This window comes from Methylophilus sp. TWE2 (assembly GCF_001183865.1).
Classification (GTDB): domain Bacteria; phylum Pseudomonadota; class Gammaproteobacteria; order Burkholderiales; family Methylophilaceae; genus Methylophilus.
In genome coordinates this window covers 520,034-543,320 of sequence record NZ_CP012020.1, presented here as the reverse complement: position 1 = coordinate 543,320, position 23,287 = coordinate 520,034, and the positions used below count along the sequence as shown (strand labels likewise).

Sequence of the window (23,287 nt, the reverse complement as noted above, 5' to 3'; positions counted from 1 at the left end):
CAGGGCTTAGTTACGGTCCAAATCAATATCAATGGCCAGTGAACGGATTTCTTTCACTAACACGTTGAATGATTCAGGCATACCCGCATCAATTTTGTGCTCACCTTTGACGATGTTTTCGTACACTTTGGTACGGCCATTCACGTCATCTGATTTCACGGTCAACATCTCTTGCAAGGTGTATGACGCGCCATACGCTTCCAGTGCCCACACTTCCATCTCACCGAAGCGCTGACCACCGAACTGGGCTTTACCACCCAACGGCTGCTGTGTCACCAGGCTGTAAGGACCAGTAGAACGTGCGTGCATCTTGTCATCAACCAAGTGGTGCAGTTTCAATACATGCATGTAACCGACAGTCACTGGACGCTCGAAGGCATCACCGGTACGGCCGTCAAACAGTTTGACCTGTGTTTTACCTGCATGGAACTGCAATTTCTTGGTGTGCTCGTCATCATCCGGGAAAGCCAGATCCAGCATTGCACGAATGTCAGACTCGGCAGCACCGTCAAACACTGGTGTCGCGAACGGCACACCGTGTTTCAGGTTAGTCGCTAAATCAATCACTTCAGCGTCAGTCAGGCCATCAATATCTTCTTTCTTGCCGGTGCTGCTGTTGTAGATCTTGTCCAGGAACGCACGAATTTCTGCCACTTTGGTTTCAGCCTGCAACATGTCGCCCAAGCGTTTACCCAGACCTTTAGCAGCCCAGCCCAAATGGGTTTCCAGAATCTGGCCAATGTTCATACGTGAAGGCACACCCAACGGGTTCAACACGATGTCCAATGGGGTACCGTCTGCCATGTGGGGCATGTCTTCCACTGGACAAATCTTGGAGATCACACCCTTGTTACCGTGACGACCCGCCATTTTGTCACCAGGCTGGATACGACGCTTCACTGCCAGGTAAACCTTAACCATTTTCTGCACGCCAGGTGGCAATTCGTCACCTTGAGTCAGTTTACGCTTTTTCTCTTCGAACTTGTTGTCGAATTCAACGCGCGCCTGACTCAAGCTGTCTTTCAACTGCTCCAGTTGACGCGCAGCTTCTTCATCGCTCAGACGGATATCAAACCAGTCATAACGACCGACGCTTTCCAAGTATTCCTGGGTCAGCGTATCGCCTTTTTTCAGTTTGTTAGGACCACCGGTGGCGGCTTTACCCACCAGCAGGCGGCTGATACGGCCAAAGGTATCGTCTTCCACAATACGCATCTGGTCGCCCAGATCTTTCTTATAGTGAGACAACTGGTCATCAATAATCTGCTGCGCACGTGCATCGCGGTCTATGCCTTCACGCGTGAAGACTTGCACGTCGATGACAGTACCGGTCATGCCAGAAGGTACGCGCAGTGAGGTGTCTTTTACGTCAGACGCTTTTTCACCAAAAATTGCACGTAGCAATTTTTCTTCTGGCGTTAAAGTGGTTTCACCTTTTGGCGTCACCTTACCCACCAATACGTCACCGGCTTCGACTTCAGCACCAATGTAGATAATACCTGAGTCATCCAAACGGCCCAGCATGCGCTCGGACAGGTTTGAAATATCACGGGTAATCTCCTCAGGTCCCAGCTTGGTATCACGTGCCACCACTGACAGTTCTTCAATGTGGATAGACGTGTAACGGTCATCCGCCACGACGCGCTCGGAGATTAGGATCGAGTCTTCGTAGTTGTAACCGTTCCACGGCATAAAGCCTACCAGCATGTTCTGGCCGAGGGCCAATTCGCCCATATCGGTAGACGCACCATCTGCTACCACGTCACCGCGGGCAATGATATCGCCTACTTTGACCAGCGGACGCTGATTGATGTTGGTGTTCTGGTTAGAACGTGTGTACTTGGTCAGGTTGTAGATATCCACACCCACTTCGCCCGCTTGCGCTTCAGCATCGTGTACACGGATCACAATACGACCAGAGTCGACGTAATCCACGACACCGCCACGGCGTGCTGTTACGACAGTACCAGAGTCAACCGCCACGGTACGCTCAATACCAGTACCGACCACGGCTTTTTCAGCACGCAGACATGGCACCGCTTGACGTTGCATGTTGGCGCCCATCAAGGCACGGTTCGCGTCATCGTGTTCCAGGAACGGAATCAATGAAGCCGCTACAGACACGATCTGGCCCGGCGCCACGTCCATATACTGCACGCGCTCAGGTTGTGTCATGGTGAATTCATTGTGGAAACGCGCAGAAATCAGGTCTTCCTTGAAGCCGCCGTCTTTAGCCACTTCGGTGTTCGCCTGGGCGATTACATACTGGCTCTCTTCAATCGCCGACAAGTAATCAATCTTGCCTGACACCTTGTTATCTTCAACCAAACGATAGGGGGTTTCCAGGAAACCGTATTCGTTAGTACGGGCATAAAGCGCCAGTGAGTTGATCAAACCAATGTTTGGACCTTCTGGCGTTTCGATTGGACATACACGGCCATAGTGGGTCGTATGTACGTCACGCACTTCAAAACCGGCACGCTCACGGGTCAAGCCGCCTGGGCCCAGGGCTGAGATACGGCGTTTGTGCGTAATCTCGGACAATGGGTTGGTCTGGTCCATAAACTGTGACAACTGGCTGGAACCGAAGAATTCACGGATCGCGCTCGATACTGGTTTGGCATTAATTAAGTCATGCGGCATCAGGTTTTCTGACTCAGCTTGAGACAGACGTTCTTTCACTGCACGCTCAACACGCACCAATCCGGCACGGAACTGGTTTTCAGCCAATTCACCCACGGAACGGATACGGCGGTTACCCAAGTGATCAATGTCATCGATCTCGCCACGGCCATTGCGCAACTCGATCAACACGCCAATCACGGCCAGGATATCTTCGTTAGACAGTACATTGCTGCCCGTGTCGCCTTGTGGGCCGACCTTTTCATAGAAACGGCGCATCCAGGTTGCAGTGCGCTCTTCCAGTTTGCTTGGGTAAGCGCGACGGTTGAACTTCATACGGCCGACCACAGACAAATCGTAACGGTCTTCTGTGAAGAACAAGCCTTTAAACAACGCCTCAACCGCTTCTTCGGTGGGTGGTTCGCCTGGGCGCATCATGCGGTAAATCGCCACACGCGCACTGTACTGGTCAGGAATTTCATCACTACGCAGCGTTTGCGAAATGAAGTTACCGTGATCCAGATCATTGGTGTAAATGGTGTCGATTTGATTGATCTTGGACGCGACCAGTTTTTCCAGCAATGATGGTGTTAATTCATCATTAGCATTGGCAATCAACTCACCGGTTTCTGTGTCAATAATATTTTTGGCAATGGCGCGACCCATCATGAAATCGGTCGGCACGGACATGGTTTTCACGCCCGCTTTTTCGATATCACGAATATGTTTGACAGTAATACGCTTGTCTTTGGCAACCAGAACGTTACCGTCTTTGTCAGTAATATCAAATTTGGCCACTTCGCCACGCAAGCGGTCAGCCACCAACTCAAATTCCACGCCTTTAGGGCCAATGTGGAAAGTGTCGGTGTCGTGGAATGTTTCCAGGATTTGTTCTGGTGTATAGCCCAATGCCTTCAGCAAGATGGTCACTGGCATTTTGCGGCGACGGTCTACACGGAAGTACAGGTAATCTTTCGGGTCAAACTCAAAGTCCAACCACGAACCACGGTAAGGAATGATGCGTGCGGAGAACAGCAATTTACCGGAGCTATGGGTTTTACCGCGATCATGCTCAAAGAATACGCCCGGGCTGCGGTGCAACTGGGAGACAATCACTCGCTCGGTACCGTTGATGATGAAAGACCCGTTCTCGGTCATGAGTGGCAATTCACCCATGTACACTTCTTGCTCTTTCACTTCTTTAACGGTTGGTTTGGACGCCTCACGGTCCATGATGGTCAAACGTACTTTGACGCGCAATGGTACGGCGTAAGTCAGGCCGCGTTGCTGACATTCTTTGACGTCAAACGGCTCTGCGCCTAATTGGTAGCTCACATAATCCAGACGTGCATTCTCGGAATGGCTGACAATCGGGAAAATGGAACGGAAAGTAGATTCCAGACCTTCATTTTTACGCTGATCAACTGGAACATTTTCCTGCAGGAATGATTTGTAGGATTCCAACTGCATGGCCAGCAGGTAAGGCACCTCTTGAACGCTGTCACGCTTGGCAAAGCTTTTGCGGATGCGTTTCTTTTCGGTAAAGGAATAGCTCATAGCGTCTCCTGAAATTTTTTGAGGGTAGAAGACAAAACACTTTTCATCCACTGCAATGTTTTGACATCTAACTTCGCATTTAAAAACAGCCACTTAATTAGCCAACTGGTCTAACTATATGCGGCCACAACACACCTTTTACAACACCTACGCTAGCAATAATTGTCTACTCACAATCTGTATCGCTAGAAATGGCGAAGGCCGACGGTCTCCCGTCAGCCCAGCCAGATTCACAATTGTGAATTATTTCATCTCAGCAGTTGCGCCCGCTTCGATCAATTTCTTCACAGCTGCTTCAGCGTCAGCCTTGCTTACGCCTTCTTTAACTGCTTTTGGTGCACCGTCAACCAGGTCTTTAGCTTCTTTCAAGCCCAGGCCAGTCAGTTCACGAACTGCTTTAATCACGCTAACTTTGTTGTCGCCAGCGCCGTTCAAGATCACGTTGAACTCAGTTTGCTCAGCAGCAGCTGGAGCAGCACCGCCCGCAGCAGCGCCGCCAGCAGCAACTGCAACCGCAGCAGCAGAAACACCAAACTTCTCTTCGATTTCTTTGATGAATGCAGTCAGTTCCAATACGGTCATGCCACCGATTGCATCTAAGATGTCAGCATTAGAAATTGCCATGATATAAATTTCCTAAAATATTTTGATTAAAAATTAAGCCGCTTGCTTTTCTTTTTCGTCGCGTACTGCTGCAACGGCACGAGCAAACTTGGTTGGGATTTCGTTGAGCATGCCAGCCAGTTTGGACAGCAACTCATCACGGCTCAATGTAGATGCCAACGCTTGTACGCCAGCAACATCAAGACGCTCATTAGGCATTGCACCCGCTTTCAGTACGAACAATTCGTTTTCTTTGGCGAAATTATTCAATACTTTGGCAGCTGCTACTGGATCGGCAGAAATACCGTATACCAGTGGCCCAACCATGTCGTCAGCCAATGCTGCAAAAGGCGTACCTTCTACTGCACGACGAACCAGGGTGTTTTTCAACACACGCAGATACACACCTGCATTACGTGCATCAGCACGCAGTTTCGTCATATTGGCTACGCCAATACCACGATACTCTGCAAGTACGATTGCTTGTGCGTTAGCTACTTGAGCAGCCACCTCGGCAACGACTTCTTTTTTCTCTGTAAGATTAAGACTCAAGGTCTGTTCTCCTTCCGTTAATGAAAGCCCAGAAAAATCCCGGGCCACTCACGGCGTCCTTGTGCAGGGCATGGATATATCCTGTGTTGGGGATCGCCATCTGCGTTGGTTTCAAACTGCTGCAAACAGAGGATCACTCACCCATCTGCATTCAATTCTCAATTAAGTTAACCACCAACGGTCTTTGATGCTCTTGAGTGCTTACAAAATTGCATAAACACTCAAGCCCAAAGTACTTGCCCGATCCAGCAATGGACCGGGACTTGATTCAATGCTTAAGCTGCTACTGAAGCTTGGTCGACACGTACACCAGGACCCATGGTGCTGGAGACGGACAATTTCTTCAGGTATACACCTTTTGAGCTCGCTGGTTTGGCTTTGTTCAAAGCTTCGATCAATGCAGACAGGTTGCCTTGCAATTGCTCAACAGTGAATGAAGCACGACCAATCGTGCAGTGTACGATACCACCTTTGTCAGTACGGTATTGTACTTGACCGGCTTTAGCATTTTTTACCGCAGTGGCTGCGTCTGGTGTCACGGTACCCACTTTTGGGTTTGGCATCAAACCACGTGGACCCAACACTTGACCCAGAGCACCCACGATCCGCATTGCATCCGGTGTCGCGATCGCCACGTCGAAGTCCAGCATACCGCCTTTCACTTGCTCAGCCAGGTCTTCAAAACCAACGATGTCAGCGCCAGCTGCTTTAGCCGCTTCAGCTTGCGCACCTTGTGCAAATACGGCTACGCGTACGGATTTACCAGTACCGTTAGGCAATACGATAGCACCGCGAACGAGCTGGTCAGATTTACGTGGATCGATACCCAGGTTAATCACTGCATCTACTGACTCGTTAAATTTGGCAGTCGCGCCTTCTTTCACAAGATTCAGTGCGTCAACCACCGGGTACAGCTTGTTGCGATCGATTTTCGCGCGCAACGTATCAATTCTTTTCGCCATGTTATACACCCTCCACTTCGATACCCATGCTGCGTGCGCTACCAGCAATGGTGCGTACAGCGGCATCCAGGTCAGCAGCCGTCAGGTCAGGCTGTTTTGTTTTAGCAATTTCTTCAGCTTGCGCACGAGTAATCTTGCCAACCTTGTCTGTATGTGGACGTGCAGAACCTTTTTCCAGCTTGGCCGCTTTTTTGATCAGCACGGTTGCTGGTGGGGTTTTCATCACGAAAGTGAAGCTCTTGTCTGCAAACGCAGTGATCACCACTGGGATAGGCAGACCTGGTTCAACGCCTTGTGTTGCCGCGTTAAACGCTTTACAGAATTCCATGATATTCAGACCACGCTGACCGAGTGCTGGACCAACTGGTGGGCTTGGGTTGGCTTTACCTGCAGGGATCTGCAGCTTGATGTAGCCAATGACTTTCTTTGCCATATTTGACTCCTAAAATGGGTAATAGCGCCTTTAACAGGCTCCCCGTTAAAAATATCGACTGCCAGTAAAAGCAGCCGACCAGTGCGCAACTAGACTTCTTTTTCTACCTGCGCAAAATCCAGTTCCACCGGTGTTGCCCGGCCAAAAATGACCACGGAAACACGCAGTTTGTTTTTATCGTAATTCACTTCTTCGACACTGCCAGAGAAGTCTTTGAATGGGCCGTCAACCACACGTACGCTCTCACCTTTTTCAAAGGTCATTTTCTGCGTTGGATTAGACTTGCTGTCATCCATACGACGCAGAATGATCTCCACTTCTTTATCCTTGATCGGAGTCGGACGCTGTGCTGTCCCACCGATAAATGAAGTGACACGGGGTGTACTTCTTACCAAGTGCCAGCTTTCGTCAGTCATTTCCATTTGCACCAAGACATAACCTGGATACAAGCGACGCTCAGAAATGGTCTTCTGACCATTTTTCAACTCAATCACCTCTTCTACCGGCACCAGAATGTCACCGAACTGATCTGGGATATTCGATCTTGCGACGCGCTCCTCCAAACCGGCCTTGACGGATTTCTCCATGCCGGAGAAGGCCTGAACTGCATACCAACGCATAGCCATTAAGCACCTCTACCCATAATCCATTGCACCATGTAGGCAAAACTGATGTCCACCAACGCCAAAAAAGCAGCCATGATCACGACCAGCACGACAACAGCCAGTGTCGTTTGCATGGTTTCCTGACGCGTAGGCCATACTACACGCTTGGCTTCAGCAACAGACTCATTAAAGAAAACCAGCGCCTGCTTACCTTGCGGCGCAGTCCACGCGACTGCAACAGACGCGACAATACCTGCCAATACGGCAAGTATCCTGACAACCATTGCTTTATCTTCAAAAAGATAAAAACCGGCGATCCCTAAAGCTAGTAACAACAGGGATAAAGCCAGTTTGATTTTATCGATCATATACTTAACTTTATGATTTACACCACAGACCATTCTGGGTGTTTGGCAGGCCAAGAGGGTCTCGAACCCCCAACCCTCGGTTTTGGAGACCGATACTCTACCAATTGAGCTATTGGCCTGTACTCTTTAAAGTGAAAGCTGCACGGGTTGTAGCGCAGCTTTCATTTACATCAACAATTACTCGATGATTTTGGCAACAACGCCAGCACCAACGGTACGACCACCTTCACGAATCGCGAAACGCAGACCATCTTCCATCGCGATAGGCGCGATCAAAGTTACTGTGATAGATACGTTATCACCTGGCATCACCATCTCGGTACCTGCTGGCAACTCAACTGCACCAGTCACGTCAGTGGTACGGAAGTAGAACTGTGGACGGTAGCCGTTGAAGAATGGCGTATGACGACCACCTTCATCTTTACCCAACACGTAGATCTCAGCTGTGAACTTGGTGTGTGGTTTGATAGAACCAGATTTAGCCAACACTTGACCACGCTCAACTTCTTCACGCTTAGTACCACGCAACAGTACGCCTACGTTGTCACCTGCTTGACCTTGGTCCAGCAGTTTACGGAACATTTCAACACCAGTACAGGTGGTTTTCAAGGTTGGTTTCAGACCAACGATTTCGATTTCGTCGCCGACTTTAACGATACCACGCTCAACACGGCCTGTAACAACAGTACCACGACCAGAGATAGAGAATACATCTTCTACTGGCATCAGGAAGGTACCGTCGATGGCACGCTCTGGCGTTGGGATGTAGCTATCCAATGCATCAGCCAATGCGAAGATCGCTGGCTCGCCGATTTCTGACTGGTCACCTTCCAGGGCCAATTTAGCAGAACCTTTGATGATTGGGGTGTCGTCACCTGGGAAGTCGTACTTGCTCAGCAAGTCACGCACTTCCATCTCAACCAACTCCAACAACTCAGCGTCATCAACCATGTCCGCTTTGTTCAGGAACACAACGATGTATGGTACGCCAACTTGGCGGGCCAACAGGATGTGCTCACGTGTTTGTGGCATAGGGCCGTCAGCAGCTGAACATACCAGGATCGCGCCGTCCATCTGGGCAGCACCGGTAATCATGTTTTTAACATAGTCAGCGTGGCCTGGGCAGTCAACGTGTGCGTAGTGACGAGTAGCAGTCTCGTACTCAACGTGGGCTGTATTAATGGTAATACCACGAGCTTTTTCTTCTGGTGCCGCGTCAATTTGGTCGTAAGCTTTTGCTTCGCCGCCAAATTTCTTTGTCAACACGGTTGTAATCGCCGCTGTCAATGTTGTCTTACCGTGGTCAACGTGACCAATCGTACCAACGTTCACGTGTGGCTTGGTACGTTCAAATTTGCCTTTTGCCATGATGTTTTTCCTTTATTAGTACTAAATAAAGCCAATAATATTGTTTTCACAAATTATGCGACGCGGATGACAGCACCCTTGCACGCGACTACTTACCAAGCCCCATATGCTTATAGAGCGAATCTGGTGCCCATGGCGGGAATCGGACCCGCGACCTCTCCCTTACCAAGGGAGTGCTCTACCACTGAGCCACATGGGCGTTATGCCTTTTGTTATTGTTGGAGCGGGCGACGAGGTTCGAACTCGCGACATCTTGCTTGGAAGGCAAGTGCTCTACCAACTGAGCTACACCCGCACTATGCAGAACACCCAAGGAAGGTTCTCACCGACCCGCTTTACAGCAACACCTACAGGCAATCATTTTTGGTGGAGGGGGCTGGATTCGAACCAGCGTACTCAGAGAGAACGGATTTACAGTCCGTCGCCTTTAACCACTCGGCCACCCCTCCAAAAAATCGACCGCGATTATCGCGGTTAATACTGCCGACGTCAATGTCAACATGCATTATTTTGGTGCCGGGTATCGGAATCGAACTGATGACCTTCGCATTACAAGTGCGCTGCTCTACCAACTGAGCTAACCCGGCATTTCAGGAAGGCGCAACTATATCACTTTTTTCGGGAAGTGATCCAGTGCTTTTAAGAATTTTTTTATTTTTTTGTTGAAAATATTGTCCAATTTGACGCTCCGCCATACCATCAGCAGGACATTCTTACAACACACACCTATTTCACTACTTTAAGGTGCGACTTTTTAGCAGGCGGCGGCTCTGGGGTTTCAATTGTCGGCACAACATCGCGATCATTAGGTTCTGGCGCTTGTCCATCGGCCACCTCAAAGAACATGCCCTGACCATTCTCCCTGGCAAAAACACCGCCTATACGATGGATGGGCACATAAATATGCTGTGCCACCCCATTGAAGCGTGCAGAAAATACGACTGCATCGTTATCGATATGCAAGTCTTTCACCGCGGTGTAATTGACGTTGAGCACAATTTCACCATTCTTGACATAAGCCATGGGGACACGCGTATGTGCATCGACCTTGACCAGCAAATGCGGGGTTAATCCATTATCGATACACCACTCATGAATGGCGCGTATCAGGTAAGCAGTGGTTGGAATCAATGAACTCATGGACATGTCCTTAAAAAAACAGCGCGAATATCATCCGCGCTGCTTGTATGCCAAGGCGTTATTTACGCATCGCCTTTTCAGAAGGCGTCATCGCTTCTGCATACATCGGGCGGGAGAATAGTCTCTCTGCGTATTTGAGCAATGGCGCTGCCTGGTTTGGCAACTCAATCCCATAATGTCCCAGGCGCCATAACAATGGCGTAATCGCCACATCAAGCATGGAGTACTCATCACCCATCAGGTAACTTTGTTTACCAAAAATCGGCACCAGCTGCGTCAGGTTGTCACGCACCACTTTACGTGCTTTGTCAGCCGTTTCCTCATCGCTGGACTCAATGTCCTTGATGTGGCTGAACAGGTCTTTTTCAAAGTTGTAAAGGAACAGACGCGCACGTGCACGCATCACAGGATCCGCAGGCATCAATTGTGGATGTGGGAAACGCTCATCAATATACTCATTGATGATATTGGCTTCCGACAATACGAGGTCACGCTCAACCAGCACCGGCACTTCACCATATGGGTTCAAGATGGCCAAATCTTCGGTCTTATTGGTTAAGTCAACATCAATGACTTCAAAGTCCATCCCTTTTTCGAACAGTACGATACGGCAACGGTGACTGTAAGGATCTACGGTACCCGAATACAATCTCATCATAATTTATTTTCCCTATAAAAAAAGACACCAAGGCCTCACGCCTTGGTGTCGGACTTGGGTTTCAATTAGCGAATATCTTTCCAGTATTCCGCTTTAATTTTTTTAACCAAGACGAACAGCACAGACAGGAATAGCAACACCACCACGCCAATCCACAAACGGGATTGTTTGGCTGGCTCAGCCATAAAGGCCAGGAAGTTGGTGAGATCACCAACAAACTGGTCATACTCTTCAGGACTCAACTTACCAGCTTTCTCCAGTTTCAGCGCATGTGTTTCATGGTCCAACACCTGGATACCCTGCAACTCATACAACACGTGCGGCATCGCTACTTTGTCAAATACCTGGTTGTTCCAGCCGGTAGGACGAGTGTCGTCCTTGTAAAAACTACGCAGGTAGGCATATACCCAATCGGCACCACGCGCACGCACTTCAACGCTCAGGTCAGGTGGCGCAGCACCAAACCACTTTTTGGCATCTTTAGGGTTCATGCTGATACGCATGGTTTCGCCTACTTTTTCACCGGCAAACAACAAGTTTTCCTTGATTTGCTTGTCGCTCAGGCCGATATCCTGCAAACGGTTGTAACGCATGTAGTTTGCGCTATGGCAGTTTAAGCAGTAGTTTACAAAAATCTTGGCACCGCGCTGCAATGACGCCTTATCCGTCATTTTGATTGGCGCCTTGACGTCAATATGCACTTCGTTCGCCAGAGCAACGCCGGAGGCCAGCAATGCCAGGCTAGCAAATGCCTGAATAAACCATTTTTTCATCATTTGTATGTCACCCTTTCTGGCGCTGGCTTGGTTTGGTCTTTTTTGGTGTACCAAGGCATCAACGCAAAGAATGCGAAGTACACAACGGCACAAATACGGGCAAGCACTGTCGCACGATCTGCGCGCCCCATCCATGGACCGAATTGCCCCCAGACATCGCCTGGCACTGTACCCAGGTAACCCAGGATGACAAAGCTGATCACGAACGCCGTTAACCAGCGCTTGTACAACTTGCCACGGTAACGGATAGATTTCACTGGGCTCTTGTCCAGCCATGGCAAGAAAGCAAACGCCACCACTGACAAGCCCATGGCTACTACACCAGGGAACTGTGAAATACCGATAGGCGGTACTGCACGCAAGATGGAGTAATAAGGCGTGAAATACCAGACTGGCGCAATATGCGGTGGTGTTTTCAGCGGATCTGCCGGGATAAAGTTGTTCGCCTCAAGGAAATAACCGCCCATTTCCGGCATAAAGAACACAATCGCAAAGAACACCATGAGGAAGGCCACCACACCCACCATATCTTTGACAGAGTAGTAAGGGTGGAACGGAATACCATCTAATGGAATACCTGTTTCCTTGTCCTTATGCTTCTTGATTTCAACGCCATCAGGGTTGTTAGAACCCACCTCATGCAAGGCCACAATGTGCACTGCCACCAGACCCAACAAAACCAACGGCAAAGCAATCACGTGGAAAGCAAAGAAGCGGTTCAATGTTGCATCCGACACCAAGTAGTCACCGCGCAACCATTCAGACAGATCAGGACCGATAAATGGTACGGTAGAGAACAGGTTCACAATCACCTGCGCACCCCAGTATGACATTTGGCCCCATGGCAGCAGGTAGCCGAAGAAGGCCTCACCCATCAATACCAGGAAAATGCCTACGCCAAACAGCCAGATCAATTCACGCGGTGTACGGTATGACCCGTAAATCAGGCCACGGAACATATGCAGGTAGACCACCACGAAGAACATGGAAGCACCGGTAGAGTGCATATAACGGATAATGTTGCCACCAAATACATCACGCATAATGTATTCGACCGAAGCAAACGCCAATTCGGCATCCGGCTTGTAGTTCATGGTCAGGAAGATGCCAGTGACAATCTGCAGCACCAGCACCAATAACGCCAACGAACCAAAGAAGTACCAGAAATTGAAGTTCTTAGGTGCGTAATACTCGGTAAGATGTCCTTTTATCGTACTGGTCAGTGGGAAACGGGAATCAATCCAGCCCAACAGACCAGTCGTTTCTATTTTTTTTGTGTCCGCCATGCTTAAGCTCCCGCTTTCTTGTCGTCGCCAACCAAAATAGTCGTTTCAGTAAGATATTGATGCGGTGGCACCACGAGATTGGTGGGTGCAGGAGACCCCTTCATGACGCGACCTGCCAAGTCAAACTTAGATCCATGACATGGACAGACAAAACCACCGTCCCAATCTGCCGTTATGGCAAAATTGTCATTCGGCGAGCAACCAAGATGGGTACAGGTCCCCAACATGATCGCAAATTCTGGTTTGATTGCCCGTGCGGGATTCTTACAATATTCAGGCTGCTGAGGCACTTCTAGCTTAGGATCGGAAAGCTGATCATCATGCTTGGAAAGCTTGGCCAACATTTCCGGCGTGCGGCGCACAATCCATACCGGCTGACCGCGCCATTCGGCAGTCATTTTCTCGCCCGGCTTCAACTTGCTGATATCAATTTCTACTGGCGCACCTGCCGCTTTGGCACGCTCACTAGGCAGCATGCTACCTACAAACGGGACCGCTACAGCAGCAACACCCACAGCACCGGTGGCAGCCGTGGCCTTCACCAAAAAGTCGCGTTTTTGCAAATCCACCTCAGATGGCTGGCAAAACGACAAACAGTTGTTGTCAATTTTGTTTTCTGACATTGGCTTCCTTAATCTACCCTTTTGAGGTAACAGTGTGATCAAAACTTCAGGCGCGATTATACATTTTTCGCATAAACAAGCCAAATATAATTCAATAAGTCATTGATATTTATCAACTAAACCGGGTTATCCAACTCCACATAAATATGCTCAATCCCATATTTTTCCGCCAGCCAATGTCCTAGCGCCTGCACCCCATAACGCTCAGTCGCGTGATGCCCTGCGCTGATATAAGCCGTATCCGTTTCACACACGGTGTGCCAGGTCTGCTCAGAGACTTCACCGCTGACAAAGAGATCCACGCCAGCATTGACTGCCTGTTGGATATACGACTGCGCCGCTCCTGTACACCAAGCCACTGTTTGTACCGGCTTTTGAGGATTGCCGAGTATTTGTGCTGAACGCCCAAGTTTCCGACTAACGTGATCACCCAATTGACTCAGCGTCATCGTTTGTGAGAACTCCGCTACTGGCAGCATATTTTTATCATCCAGATAACGCACGATGGGCCACTCAAGCACTTTGCCGAGTTGTACGTTATTTCCAACTTCAGCGTGTGCATCCAGCGGCAAATGGTAGGCAAGCAAGCTCAGATCATAAGTCAGCAAGCGCTTGAGACGATTGCGCTTGAGCCCAGTGACCTCAGACGCTTCACCACGCCAGAAATAGCCATGATGCACAAGAACGGCATCCGCATCCGCCTCAATTGCAGCTTCAATCAGAGCCTGGCTGGCCGTCACACCACTGACAATGCGCCGCACTTGCGGCCGACCTTCGACTTGCAATCCATTCGGGCAATAATCCTGAAATTTTCCAACTTGTAAAAAATTGGCCAATTCCGCAACAAGAAGATTCAATTCCATCTCAGACTCTCATATATACTAGTGACTTGTTAAGACTCATTTTACTTTTGCAATTATGCGATATCTTTGGACTATCTTCTCACAAGCCGTCACCGTTTGTTTGGGCGTTTTGTTTGTCTTAAAATTATTTTATCCAAACATTCTCACGCAACCCGCTAACAAAACACTGGTGATCAAGGAAACGGCGGCCAACAGTAGCACGGTGATCGCCAAAACCGGCTATCGCACCGCGGTGAGCAAAGCCATGCCTTCGGTGGTGAACATTTTCACCACCGAAGGCATCAGCCAGGATCCGCATCATGCTTTAAAAAATGACCCATTGTTCCGCCATTTTTTCGGTGAAGAGATGGAAGAGGAAGACGAGCAACCTGAAAACAGCCTGGGAAGCGGCGTGATTGTCAGCGCCGACGGCCTGATTCTGACCAACAATCACGTCATCAGCTCAGCTGACCAGATCGAAGTGGCGCTTAGCGATGGCAGCAAGTCCTCTGCCACGGTGGTAGGTACCGATCCGGATACCGATTTAGCAGTGCTTAAAATAAATCGCAAAAAACTGCCAGCCATCACCTTCAGCAACAGTGACCAGATGAAAGTAGGCGATGTCGTTCTGGCGATTGGTAACCCGTTTGGTGTCGGCCAAACCGTGACTCAGGGTATCATCAGTGCATTGGGTCGCAATCATCTGGGCATCAATACCTTTGAGAACTTCATTCAAACAGATGCCTCAATCAACCCAGGCAACTCCGGTGGCGCCCTCATAGACGTCAACGGCAACCTGATCGGCATCAACAGCGCCATTTATTCACGCAATGGCGGCAGTATGGGGATTGGCTTTGCCATCCCGGTCAGCATTGCCAAACAGGTCATGGAGCAAATTACATTTAATGGTTCGGTGACACGTGGCTGGATAGGGATCGAGGCCCAAGATATTACGCCAGAGCTGGCAGAGTCCTTCAACTTGAAAACAGCGAACGGGTCCCTGATTGCCGGCGTCCTGTTGGATAGCCCGGCTGACAAGGCAGGTTTACGTCCAGGCGATATCTTGGTGGGCATTGATGACAAACCAGTAGCAGATAGTCAATCTATGCTCAATATTATTGCCATGCTTAAACCAGGCGACAAAGCAACCTTGTCCATCATACGTGCGGGCAAAAAAGTCAATATTGCACTGGTAGTTGGCAAGCGCCCACTCCCAAGCAAACTACCGCAATAATTAGCTTGTCGGAGAATCAGTCGCTGGCGGTTGCGGCAACCAGCGCACCACCAGGAGGCCAAGCTCGTAAAGCAACCACAGCGGTACCGCCAGCATACATTGCGACACAATATCGGGCGGCGTGAAAATCGCCCCCAAGACAAAAGCGCCAACAATGACGTAAGAACGTGATTCCTTTAATTGGTCCAAGGTCACCCACCCCATCAATGCTATCAGCACCACGGCAACAGGCACTTCAAACGCAAAGCCAAAGGCAACAAACAAGCCGATGACAAAATTCAGGTATTCGGCAATATCGGTCATGACAGCAACGCCTTGCGGCGCACTGCCAACCAAGAAGCCGAATACGACAGGAAACACGACAAAATAGGCAAAAGCCATACCAACAAAAAACAAGACCATCGCCGCCGCCAGCAAAGGACGGATTAGTCGTTTTTCATGCTCATACAACCCTGGTGCAATAAAGGCCCAGCATTGGTAAATCATCCACGGCAGGGCGACGAGAAAGGCCGTCAGCATAGTCACTTTCATGGGCACAAAAAAAGGCGTCGTCACTGCCGTGGCAATCATTTGCGCACCTTGGGGCAACTTGCTCAATAACGGCGCCGCTATCAGGCTATAAAGTTTGTCGGCAAACGGGAACAAGGCCACAAACACGACCAGCCAGCCGACGATTGCACGTAGCAGGCGGTTGCGCAATTCAATCAGGTGTGAAATAAAACTTTCGGTAGGCGTCATGATGAGCGGGATTTCGTAAACGCTTAAGAAAGCGGTTTTTGTTCAGAGACAGAATCGACTAGATCTTCTCTTTTAACTGTTTTACGTGGTCGGCGCGGTTTCTTTTGCTCAGGCATAGGTGCCGCTGCAAACAGCTCAGCTTGTGGATCACCAGGCTTGGCGATTGATTGTTTGGTGGAAATGGACTCTGCTTCAGAAGACTGCTCAACCACTGAAGGCGTTTTACGTTGGCGCGGTTTACGCGGCTTTTTAACCTTCACAGGGTCTGCCACAACCTCATCTGCAGCCGGTTTTGCGGGCAAAATACTTTGTTCAATTTCCGTATAGCTTTGATGCAAACTGGATTGTACTTCCTGCTGCAGTGTTTGCAATTCAGCAAAACGTGATTCCCGGTTTACTTCGTCTTTCACTTGCGAGACAAAACGTTGCAGCCGACCAAAAAAAGCGCCCGCAGTGCGGGCGACTTTTGGCAACTTTTCCGGCCCAATCACCACGAGCGCGATGATGGCAATGACCATCAGTTCTGAAAATGAAATATCAAACACGGCGCGTCAGTGTTCACTTACTTTTATCTGAAATCTCTTCAGGCTTGGATGCATCCTTACCTTCATTCATTGCCTTCTTGAACTCATTGACCGCCCCGCCTACATCTCCACCGATATTACGTAGCTTTTTGGTACCAAATACCAACACCACAATCAGTAAGACAATCAGCCAATGCCACAAACTAAATGAACCCATTGCAATCTCCTTTATCTTTCTGGCATCAGGCGGCAGGTCCGCCACCAAACACATGCAGATGAATATGAAACACTTCCTGGCCGCCTTCGCGACCAACATTCATGACAGTCTTGTAACCCGTCAAGCCTTGCTCAGCGGCTAACTGGGCAGCAAGCAACATCATTTTCCCCAACAAGGCCTGATGTTCAGCCGTGCAATCTTTCAGCGTTTCAATATGCGCCTTGGGCACAATCAAAAAATGCACCTTGGCTAATGGACGAATGTCGTGAAACGCAATGACCTCGTCATCTTGAAATATCGTTTTTGACGGAATGTAACCCGCAACGATTTTGCAAAAAATACAGTCTGCACTCATTCTGTTCTGTTCGCTTTCTCTGCAATGCCAGACAAGCCTTCGCGGCGCGCCAATTCGTCAAGCACATCTTGAGCACTGAGTCCGGCATGACTCAACATCACCAGCGTATGAAACCATAAATCTGCTGTTTCATAAATGATTTCGTCGGCCTTACCACCCTTGGCAGCAATCACAGTTTCAGTGGCTTCTTCACCGATCTTTTTGAGGATACTGTCCATACCTTTGGCATACAACTTCGCAACATAGGAAGAAGATGGATCAGCGGCCTTACGCTGTTCGAGCAACTCGGATAGCCTGTTTAATACATCACTCATGATAAATCGCTTTCGGGTCTTTGAGCACAGGTTCTACCGTCACCCACTCATCGCCTTGTAATTGCTGGAAAAAGCAATTATGCCGACCAGTATGACACGCAATACCACCCAACTGTTCGACCGTGATCATGACGACATCGTTATCACAGTCAAGGCGGATATCATGCACAATCTGTGTGTGCCCGGACTCTTCGCCTTTGTGCCACAACTTGTTTCGTGAGCGGGAAAAATAGACGGCATGCCCAGTCTCGCGTGTGAGCTGCAAAGCCTCGCGATTCATCCAGGCAAACATCAGGATTTTGCCAGTCTCTTTTTCCTGAGCGATGACGGGTACAAGTCCGTCCTCAGTCCAGGCCACTTGGTCCAGCCAGCTCATCGCATTTCCAATCCGTGTTCACGCATATAATCTTTGGCCTGCTGGACTGTGAATTCGCCATAATGAAAGATACTGGCAGCCAGTACCGCATCTGCGCCACCGATCGTCACGCCATCTACCAGGTGCTGCAAGTTGCCCACCCCGCCGGAAGCGATTAGCGGTACGTCTACCGCATCGCTGATCGCTTTGTTAAGCGGATTATTGAAGCCAATCTTGGTCCCATCGCGGTCCATGCTAGTGACCAGCAATTCACCAGCCCCCAGGCTCACCATTTTCTGCGCCCATTTGACGGCATCCAAACCAGTGGGATGACGACCGCCATGCGTGAAAACTTCCCATTCAAATGGTTGGTTATCGACCTTTTTAGCATCAATCGCTACAACAATACATTGTGACCCGAAACGGCCAGCGGCATCCTCGACGACTTGCGGATTTAACACTGCAGTGGTGTTGATACTGACTTTGTCGGCACCAGCATTGAGCAAGCGTCGCACATCTTCAACTTTACGCACACCTCCACCGACTGTCAGCGGGATAAAAATCTGTTCGGCCACGCGTTCTATGATGTGCAGTATCAGGTCGCGGTTATCGGAACTGGCAGTGATATCGAGAAAGGTGAGCTCATCTGCGCCCTGATCGTTGTAACGCTGGGCAATTTCCACAGGATCACCAGCGTCGCGCAACTCAAGGAAATTAATGCCCTTAACAACGCGGCCATCGGTCACATCAAGGCAAGGAATAATGCGTTTAGCACACCCCATTATTGACCGCTCAGCTGGTCAGCCAGCTGTTGCGCCGCAGCAAAGTCCAGAGTCCCTTCGTAGATGGCGCGGCCGGTAATGGTGCCCATAATGCCTTCATCCTGCACAGCACACAGGTTGCGCACGTCGTCGAGATTGGTGACTCCGCCACTGGCAATCACCGGGATGGTTAAGGCCTGCGCCAAGGCGACCGTGGCTTCAATATTCACGCCGGTCAACATACCATCACGGCCAATGTCGGTATAGACAATACTCTCCACACCGTAGTCTTCAAACTTCTTGGCCAGGTCTATCACATCGTGCCCGGTCAGTTTTGACCAACCATCCACCGCTACCTTGCCATCTTTAGCATCCAGGCCGACCATGATCTGGCCTGGAAACGCATAGCAAGCCTCGTGCAGGAAACCTGGGTTTTTCACGGCAGCTGTCCCGATAATGACATAGCTGATGCCGTCATCCAGATAACGCTCTATCGTATCCAAGTCACGGATACCGCCACCCAATTGAATAGGGATATCACCACCCACGGCCGCGACAATAGATTTGATCGCATCTTCATTGACTGGCTTTCCGGCAAAAGCACCGTTCAAATCCACCAAGTGCAAACGTTTACCGCCTTTATCTACCCAATGTCTGGCCATGGCGGCCGGATCTTCGGAAAATACTGTGGATTCTTCCATCAGGCCCTGCTTCAAACGCACACAGTGACCATCTTTCAAATCAATTGCTGGAATAATTAACATGTTGTTTTCAATGATAAATACGAGTAATGACTAAAACGACCGAAAACCCGCCTAGGGCTTCCAGTTTACAAAGTTTCGTAAAAGTTGCAAGCCTGCACTGGCACTCTTTTCCGGGTGAAACTGTACGGCAAATACGTTATCCCGCGCAATCGCACCCGTAAAATCAAATGGGTAAGCCGTAGTGGCTGCGGTCAGGCTGGCATCATCAGGGGCTACATAGTAACTGTGTACATAGTAAAAACGTGCCCGGTCAGGAATCTCAGCCCACATGGCATGGACCCGGGTTTGATGCACTTGGCTCCAGCCCATGTGTGGCACTTTCAGCTTGGCACCATGCACATCGACCATCCGCTCGTGCGGAAAACGTTTCACTTCGCCAGGATAAACGCCCAGGCCAGGTACATCACCTTCTTCAGAGTGCTCAAATAGCATCTGCAGGCCGATACAAATCCCCAAGAAAGGTTTTTGCTGTGTGGCATCTAGAACTGACTGACGTAGATGTCGCGCATCGAGCTCGCGGATGCAATCCGGCATAGCTCCTTGGCCAGGGAAGACGACACGCTCGGCTTGCGCAATCTGCTCGGCATCGCTGGTAACCGCAATAGAAATGGATGGGGCGACAGCTTTGAAAGCATTGGCCACCGATCTTAAATTACCCATGCCATAATCAACAATGGCAACTTGCAAACGACTCATGATAAGCAATCAGGCGTTATAACGCACCCTTGGTAGATGGCATCAATCCTGCCATACGTGGATCTGGGGTCGCCGCCATACGCAGCGCACGCCCGAAGGCTTTGAAGATGGTTTCTGCCTGATGGTGAGCATTATGCCCCTTGAGGTTATCAATATGCAACGTGACTAATGCATGATTGACGAAACCCTGAAAGAATTCATGAATCAGGTCCACATCAAACTCACCAATCATGGCACGCGTGAAGGTGCAATCAAACTCCAAGCCGGGACGACCGGACAAATCCAGCGCCACCCGGCTCAATGCTTCATCAAGCGGGACATAGCTATGACCATAGCGCGTCAAGCCTTTTTTATCGCCTAACGCCTTGAAAAACGCCTGCCCTAGCGTAATACCGATATCTTCCACCGTGTGGTGTCCATCAATATGCAAGTCGCCCTTGGCATGCACTTTCAAATCGATCATGCCGTGACGGGCAATTTGGTCCAGCATATGATCCAGAAAACCCAAACCGCTGTGCAACTCGGATTGGCCAGTGCCATCGAGGTTAATCGAGACAGTGATTTGTGTTTCTAACGTATTACGCGTGACTTCAGCTTGACGTGACATATGAGAAAGGAAGGTATTCAAAGAGAATTTGCAATGATTGGAGTCATTTTACAGCAAGTCTTGCCCGACAGGCAAAAAGCCGTTATGAAAAACAAAAAAGCAGCCCGGTTGGGCTGCTTTTTAAATCAGAAAGCTATCCGCGTGAATAGCGATTGATTAGTTAGCACCTTCAGTTACTGGCGCAGCTTCTTCACTAGGTGCAGCTTCAGCAGGAGCAGTCTCTTCAGCTGCTGGTGCTTCTGCGGCAGGAGCAGCTTCAGCAGGAGCGGTTTCTTCAGCTGCTGGTGCTTCGGCAGCAGGAGCAGCTTCTTCAGATTTTTTACCCAGCAATGAGAATACCAATACTGCCGCAACCGCAGCGATGATCCATGGCAGCAACTTATTGCCACCTTTTGCAGCAGCGCCAGAACCGTGAGCAATTTTGGTGATTTCGTTAGCAGCAGCCGCTGGATCAGCAGCGCCGTAGATAGCAGCACCAGCCACCACGATATCAGCACCTGCGTCTACCACTTGCTTGGTTGTTGCCGCTTTCACGCCACCAGCAACAGACACTTTAGCGCCTGTTTTCAGGCCAGATACCAGGCCTAGGTCAGCAAATGGGGTTTGACCAGCCGCCTGTTGGTCCAAACCAGTATGAACACCGATAATGTGTGCACCCAGTTTAACGACTTCCAGCGTACGGGCTTTTTTGTCTTTAACGTTGATCAGGTCGATTTGCGCTTCTTTGCCATATTTGTTGGCAGCGTCAATCACACCTTTGATCGTACCGATGTCTGCAGTACCCAACACGGTACAAATATCAGCACCTGCTTTGTAGAATGGCTCAGCTTCGTAGAAGCCCGCATCCATGGTTTTCAGGTCAACCAAAATCTTGTTGTTAGGAAATTTAGAACGCAATGCTTTCAACAGTTCGATACCGTTATGTTTGATACAAGGTGTACCAATTTCCAGAATATCAACGTGTGGCGCTACTTTAGCTGCCAATGCAATCGTTGCGTCAAAATCCAATGAGTCCAATGCCATCTGGGTTTGTGCCATTTTTCTTCCTCCGAGTTTGCTCTATTTTAAATCCAATGAATTAATGCGCAGCAATTATGCAAACGCAGCCCTCACTGCACATTATGTACAATAGCGTGCATCATAACCGTATTTTGAAAAAAATGACAATATTGCGACGACTTTTTTTAAGTCATTATGCAATCATTTACACGATGTTAGTGGTGAATTTACGGCAAATACTTCGATTTTAGCGACATCAAGGCTGTAGAAGCGTGCGTAATGCCTTCATTAAGGCCTGATTTTGTGAATCATCGCCTATCGTAATACGCAAAAACTCTGCAATGCGGGCCGGTTTTTTAAAATGGCGGACAATGACGGCCTGTTCGCGTAAACCCGCCGCCAGTTGCTCACCAGAGTATTGGGGATGCCGCGCAAAGATAAAATTAGCGCCCGATGGCAGCACCTCAAACCCCATTGCTGTCATTTCGACAACCAACTGTTCACGTGACGCCATTACTTGCTGGCGCGTTTGCTGAAAAAAGTCTTCGTCCTTGATCGCAGCAATGGCCCCGGCTTCGGCAAAGCGGTCAATAGGATAAGAGTTAAAACTGTCTTTAACCCGCATCAATGCTTCAATTAATCCTGCGTCACCCACGGCGTAACCCACGCGTAAACCAGCCAGGGAGCGTGATTTTGAGTAGGTGTGCGTCACCAGCAAATTGTGATATTGATTGACCAGTGAGACCGCTGACTCGGTTCCAAAGTCGACATAGGCTTCATCAATGACGACGACAGATTGTGTATTTGCCTGCAAGAGTCGCTCAATGTCCGCCAATGGCAGCGGAATACCCGTCGGTGCATTTGGATTCGGGAAAATAATACCGCCGTTAGGACGCATGTAGTCTTGCACCGTAATTTGAAACTGCGCATTCAGCGGAACGGTCTCGAACTGAATGCCATACAACCCACAATATACTGGGTAAAAACTGTAGGTGATATCCGGGAACAACAGTGGCTGATCATGTTTGAGCAAGGACTGGAACACATGCGCCAGCACTTCATCCGACCCATTCCCCACAAACACCTGACTGGGCTGCAAGCCATGATAGTCTGCAATCGCCACCTTTAGCCGACCAGAATCAGGGTCTGGGTACAGACGCAGACTATCAGCCGCTTCGGCCTGTAATGCCGCAATGACCTTGGGGCTAGGGCCGTATGGGTTTTCATTGGTATTGAGCTTGACCAGGTTTTGTAGCTTGGGCTGCTCGCCTGGCACATAAGGCGTCAAGTGATGAACTATGTCACTCCAGTATTGGCTCATTATTTAC

27 protein-coding genes and 5 tRNA genes are annotated in these 23,287 nt (G+C 49.5%); 1 reads left to right on the top strand and 31 read right to left on the bottom strand.

Annotated elements, in window-relative coordinates; translation table 11 throughout:
* Nucleotides 1–6 precede the first annotated feature (6 nt).
* The 19 genes from rpoB to ACJ67_RS02480 all read right to left on the bottom strand — a co-directional run bounded on the left by rpoB (nucleotide 7) and on the right by ACJ67_RS02480 (nucleotide 14,416).
* A complete protein-coding gene (gene rpoB, locus ACJ67_RS02570; protein ID WP_049637760.1) occupies nucleotides 7–4,179 on the bottom strand; it encodes a DNA-directed RNA polymerase subunit beta in 4,173 nt (1,390 codons plus the stop codon).
* 243 nt (nucleotides 4,180–4,422) lie between these two features.
* Nucleotides 4,423–4,803, bottom strand: coding sequence for a 50S ribosomal protein L7/L12 (gene rplL / locus ACJ67_RS02565; protein WP_049637759.1), 381 nt, complete (start codon nucleotides 4,801–4,803; stop codon nucleotides 4,423–4,425).
* A gap of 33 nt (nucleotides 4,804–4,836) precedes the next feature.
* Nucleotides 4,837–5,334, bottom strand: a complete 498-nt coding sequence (gene rplJ, locus ACJ67_RS02560) for a 50S ribosomal protein L10 (protein ID WP_049637758.1) — start codon at nucleotides 5,332–5,334, stop codon at nucleotides 4,837–4,839.
* 275 nt (nucleotides 5,335–5,609) lie between these two features.
* Nucleotides 5,610–6,296, bottom strand: a complete 687-nt coding sequence (gene rplA, locus ACJ67_RS02555; RefSeq protein WP_049637757.1) for a 50S ribosomal protein L1 — start codon at nucleotides 6,294–6,296, stop codon at nucleotides 5,610–5,612.
* 1 nt (nucleotide 6,297) lies between these two features.
* Nucleotides 6,298–6,729 carry a 50S ribosomal protein L11 gene (rplK, locus tag ACJ67_RS02550; RefSeq protein ID WP_018987686.1) on the bottom strand — a complete coding sequence of 144 codons (432 nt, stop codon included), beginning with the start codon at nucleotides 6,727–6,729 and terminating at the stop codon, nucleotides 6,298–6,300.
* 89 nt (nucleotides 6,730–6,818) lie between these two features.
* Nucleotides 6,819–7,355, bottom strand: coding sequence for a transcription termination/antitermination protein NusG (gene nusG / locus ACJ67_RS02545; RefSeq protein ID WP_018987685.1), 537 nt, complete (start codon nucleotides 7,353–7,355; stop codon nucleotides 6,819–6,821).
* Nucleotides 7,355–7,702, bottom strand: coding sequence for a preprotein translocase subunit SecE (gene secE, locus ACJ67_RS02540; protein ID WP_018987684.1), 348 nt, complete (start codon nucleotides 7,700–7,702; stop codon nucleotides 7,355–7,357). The genes nusG and secE overlap by 1 nt, the downstream gene beginning before the upstream one ends.
* Before the next feature lie 43 nt (nucleotides 7,703–7,745).
* Nucleotides 7,746–7,821: transfer RNA gene (locus tag ACJ67_RS02535), tRNA-Trp, on the bottom strand.
* A 58-nt stretch (nucleotides 7,822–7,879) separates the two neighbouring features.
* Nucleotides 7,880–9,070 carry an elongation factor Tu gene (gene tuf / locus ACJ67_RS02530; RefSeq protein WP_026295380.1) on the bottom strand — a complete coding sequence of 397 codons (1,191 nt, stop codon included), beginning with the start codon at nucleotides 9,068–9,070 and terminating at the stop codon, nucleotides 7,880–7,882.
* Between the two features lie 124 nt (nucleotides 9,071–9,194).
* Nucleotides 9,195–9,269, bottom strand: a tRNA-Thr gene (locus ACJ67_RS02525).
* Nucleotides 9,270–9,289: 20 nt separating this feature from the next.
* A tRNA-Gly gene (locus ACJ67_RS02520) sits at nucleotides 9,290–9,365 on the bottom strand.
* Nucleotides 9,366–9,434: 69 nt separating this feature from the next.
* A tRNA-Tyr gene (locus ACJ67_RS02515) sits at nucleotides 9,435–9,519 on the bottom strand.
* Between the two features lie 62 nt (nucleotides 9,520–9,581).
* Nucleotides 9,582–9,657, bottom strand: a tRNA-Thr gene (locus tag ACJ67_RS02510).
* Between the two features lie 139 nt (nucleotides 9,658–9,796).
* Nucleotides 9,797–10,210, bottom strand: coding sequence for a ClpXP protease specificity-enhancing factor (locus ACJ67_RS02505; RefSeq protein WP_049637756.1), 414 nt, complete (start codon nucleotides 10,208–10,210; stop codon nucleotides 9,797–9,799).
* A gap of 58 nt (nucleotides 10,211–10,268) precedes the next feature.
* Nucleotides 10,269–10,868 (bottom strand): glutathione S-transferase N-terminal domain-containing protein, encoded by a 600-nt coding sequence (locus ACJ67_RS02500; RefSeq protein ID WP_018986649.1) that lies wholly within the window; start codon nucleotides 10,866–10,868, stop codon nucleotides 10,269–10,271.
* Between the two features lie 65 nt (nucleotides 10,869–10,933).
* Nucleotides 10,934–11,644, bottom strand: coding sequence for a cytochrome c1 (locus ACJ67_RS02495; RefSeq protein ID WP_197080650.1), 711 nt, complete (start codon nucleotides 11,642–11,644; stop codon nucleotides 10,934–10,936).
* Nucleotides 11,641–12,930, bottom strand: a complete 1,290-nt coding sequence (locus ACJ67_RS02490; protein ID WP_049637754.1) for a cytochrome bc complex cytochrome b subunit — start codon at nucleotides 12,928–12,930, stop codon at nucleotides 11,641–11,643. Before ACJ67_RS02490 ends, ACJ67_RS02495 begins: the two co-directional genes overlap by 4 nt.
* A 2-nt stretch (nucleotides 12,931–12,932) precedes the next feature.
* Nucleotides 12,933–13,553: a ubiquinol-cytochrome c reductase iron-sulfur subunit gene (gene petA, locus ACJ67_RS02485; RefSeq protein WP_018986652.1), complete on the bottom strand. Its 621-nt coding sequence runs from the start codon at nucleotides 13,551–13,553 to the stop codon at nucleotides 12,933–12,935.
* A 116-nt stretch (nucleotides 13,554–13,669) separates the two neighbouring features.
* Nucleotides 13,670–14,416, bottom strand: a complete 747-nt coding sequence (locus tag ACJ67_RS02480; RefSeq protein ID WP_049637753.1) for a Nif3-like dinuclear metal center hexameric protein — start codon at nucleotides 14,414–14,416, stop codon at nucleotides 13,670–13,672.
* 55 nt (nucleotides 14,417–14,471) lie between these two features.
* On the opposite strand from ACJ67_RS02480, the gene ACJ67_RS02475 reads away from it, so the two are divergent.
* Nucleotides 14,472–15,629, top strand: coding sequence for a S1C family serine protease (locus tag ACJ67_RS02475; RefSeq protein ID WP_049637752.1), 1,158 nt, complete (start codon nucleotides 14,472–14,474; stop codon nucleotides 15,627–15,629).
* Here ACJ67_RS02475 and tatC read toward each other — a convergent pair whose 3' ends face one another.
* From tatC to hisC, 12 genes are all read right to left on the bottom strand, one after another.
* Nucleotides 15,630–16,367: a twin-arginine translocase subunit TatC gene (gene tatC, locus ACJ67_RS02470; RefSeq protein ID WP_049637751.1), complete on the bottom strand. Its 738-nt coding sequence runs from the start codon at nucleotides 16,365–16,367 to the stop codon at nucleotides 15,630–15,632. It abuts the gene before it with no gap.
* Between the two features lie 23 nt (nucleotides 16,368–16,390).
* Nucleotides 16,391–16,912, bottom strand: coding sequence for a Sec-independent protein translocase protein TatB (tatB, locus tag ACJ67_RS02465; RefSeq protein ID WP_049637750.1), 522 nt, complete (start codon nucleotides 16,910–16,912; stop codon nucleotides 16,391–16,393).
* 13 nt (nucleotides 16,913–16,925) lie between these two features.
* Complete coding sequence (tatA, locus tag ACJ67_RS02460; RefSeq protein WP_018986657.1) at nucleotides 16,926–17,108, bottom strand: Sec-independent protein translocase subunit TatA; 183 nt, start codon at nucleotides 17,106–17,108, stop codon at nucleotides 16,926–16,928.
* A gap of 25 nt (nucleotides 17,109–17,133) precedes the next feature.
* Nucleotides 17,134–17,463 carry a histidine triad nucleotide-binding protein gene (locus tag ACJ67_RS02455; RefSeq protein ID WP_049637749.1) on the bottom strand — a complete coding sequence of 110 codons (330 nt, stop codon included), beginning with the start codon at nucleotides 17,461–17,463 and terminating at the stop codon, nucleotides 17,134–17,136.
* The gene (locus ACJ67_RS02450; protein ID WP_018986659.1) at nucleotides 17,460–17,777 is read right to left on the bottom strand and encodes a phosphoribosyl-ATP diphosphatase; all 318 of its coding nucleotides are present in this window, start codon (nucleotides 17,775–17,777) and stop codon (nucleotides 17,460–17,462) included. The genes ACJ67_RS02455 and ACJ67_RS02450 overlap by 4 nt, the downstream gene beginning before the upstream one ends.
* Nucleotides 17,770–18,153: a phosphoribosyl-AMP cyclohydrolase gene (gene hisI / locus ACJ67_RS02445; RefSeq protein ID WP_049637748.1), complete on the bottom strand. Its 384-nt coding sequence runs from the start codon at nucleotides 18,151–18,153 to the stop codon at nucleotides 17,770–17,772. The genes ACJ67_RS02450 and hisI overlap by 8 nt, the downstream gene beginning before the upstream one ends.
* Nucleotides 18,150–18,914, bottom strand: a complete 765-nt coding sequence (gene hisF / locus ACJ67_RS02440; protein WP_049637747.1) for an imidazole glycerol phosphate synthase subunit HisF — start codon at nucleotides 18,912–18,914, stop codon at nucleotides 18,150–18,152. Before hisF ends, hisI begins: the two co-directional genes overlap by 4 nt.
* Entirely contained in the window at nucleotides 18,914–19,657 is a 744-nt protein-coding gene (hisA, locus tag ACJ67_RS02435; RefSeq protein WP_049637746.1) for a 1-(5-phosphoribosyl)-5-[(5-phosphoribosylamino)methylideneamino]imidazole-4-carboxamide isomerase, read from the bottom strand. The genes hisF and hisA overlap by 1 nt, the downstream gene beginning before the upstream one ends.
* Nucleotides 19,658–19,708: 51 nt before the next feature.
* Nucleotides 19,709–20,353: an imidazole glycerol phosphate synthase subunit HisH gene (hisH, locus tag ACJ67_RS02430; RefSeq protein WP_049637745.1), complete on the bottom strand. Its 645-nt coding sequence runs from the start codon at nucleotides 20,351–20,353 to the stop codon at nucleotides 19,709–19,711.
* A 16-nt stretch (nucleotides 20,354–20,369) separates the two neighbouring features.
* The gene (hisB, locus tag ACJ67_RS02425) at nucleotides 20,370–20,960 is read right to left on the bottom strand and encodes an imidazoleglycerol-phosphate dehydratase HisB (protein WP_018986664.1); all 591 of its coding nucleotides are present in this window, start codon (nucleotides 20,958–20,960) and stop codon (nucleotides 20,370–20,372) included.
* 156 nt (nucleotides 20,961–21,116) lie between these two features.
* Nucleotides 21,117–21,998: a 3-hexulose-6-phosphate synthase gene (gene hxlA / locus ACJ67_RS02420; RefSeq protein ID WP_049637744.1), complete on the bottom strand. Its 882-nt coding sequence runs from the start codon at nucleotides 21,996–21,998 to the stop codon at nucleotides 21,117–21,119.
* A 217-nt stretch (nucleotides 21,999–22,215) separates the two neighbouring features.
* Nucleotides 22,216–23,280: a histidinol-phosphate transaminase gene (gene hisC, locus ACJ67_RS02415; protein WP_049637743.1), complete on the bottom strand. Its 1,065-nt coding sequence runs from the start codon at nucleotides 23,278–23,280 to the stop codon at nucleotides 22,216–22,218.
* Nucleotides 23,281–23,287 lie beyond the last annotated feature (7 nt).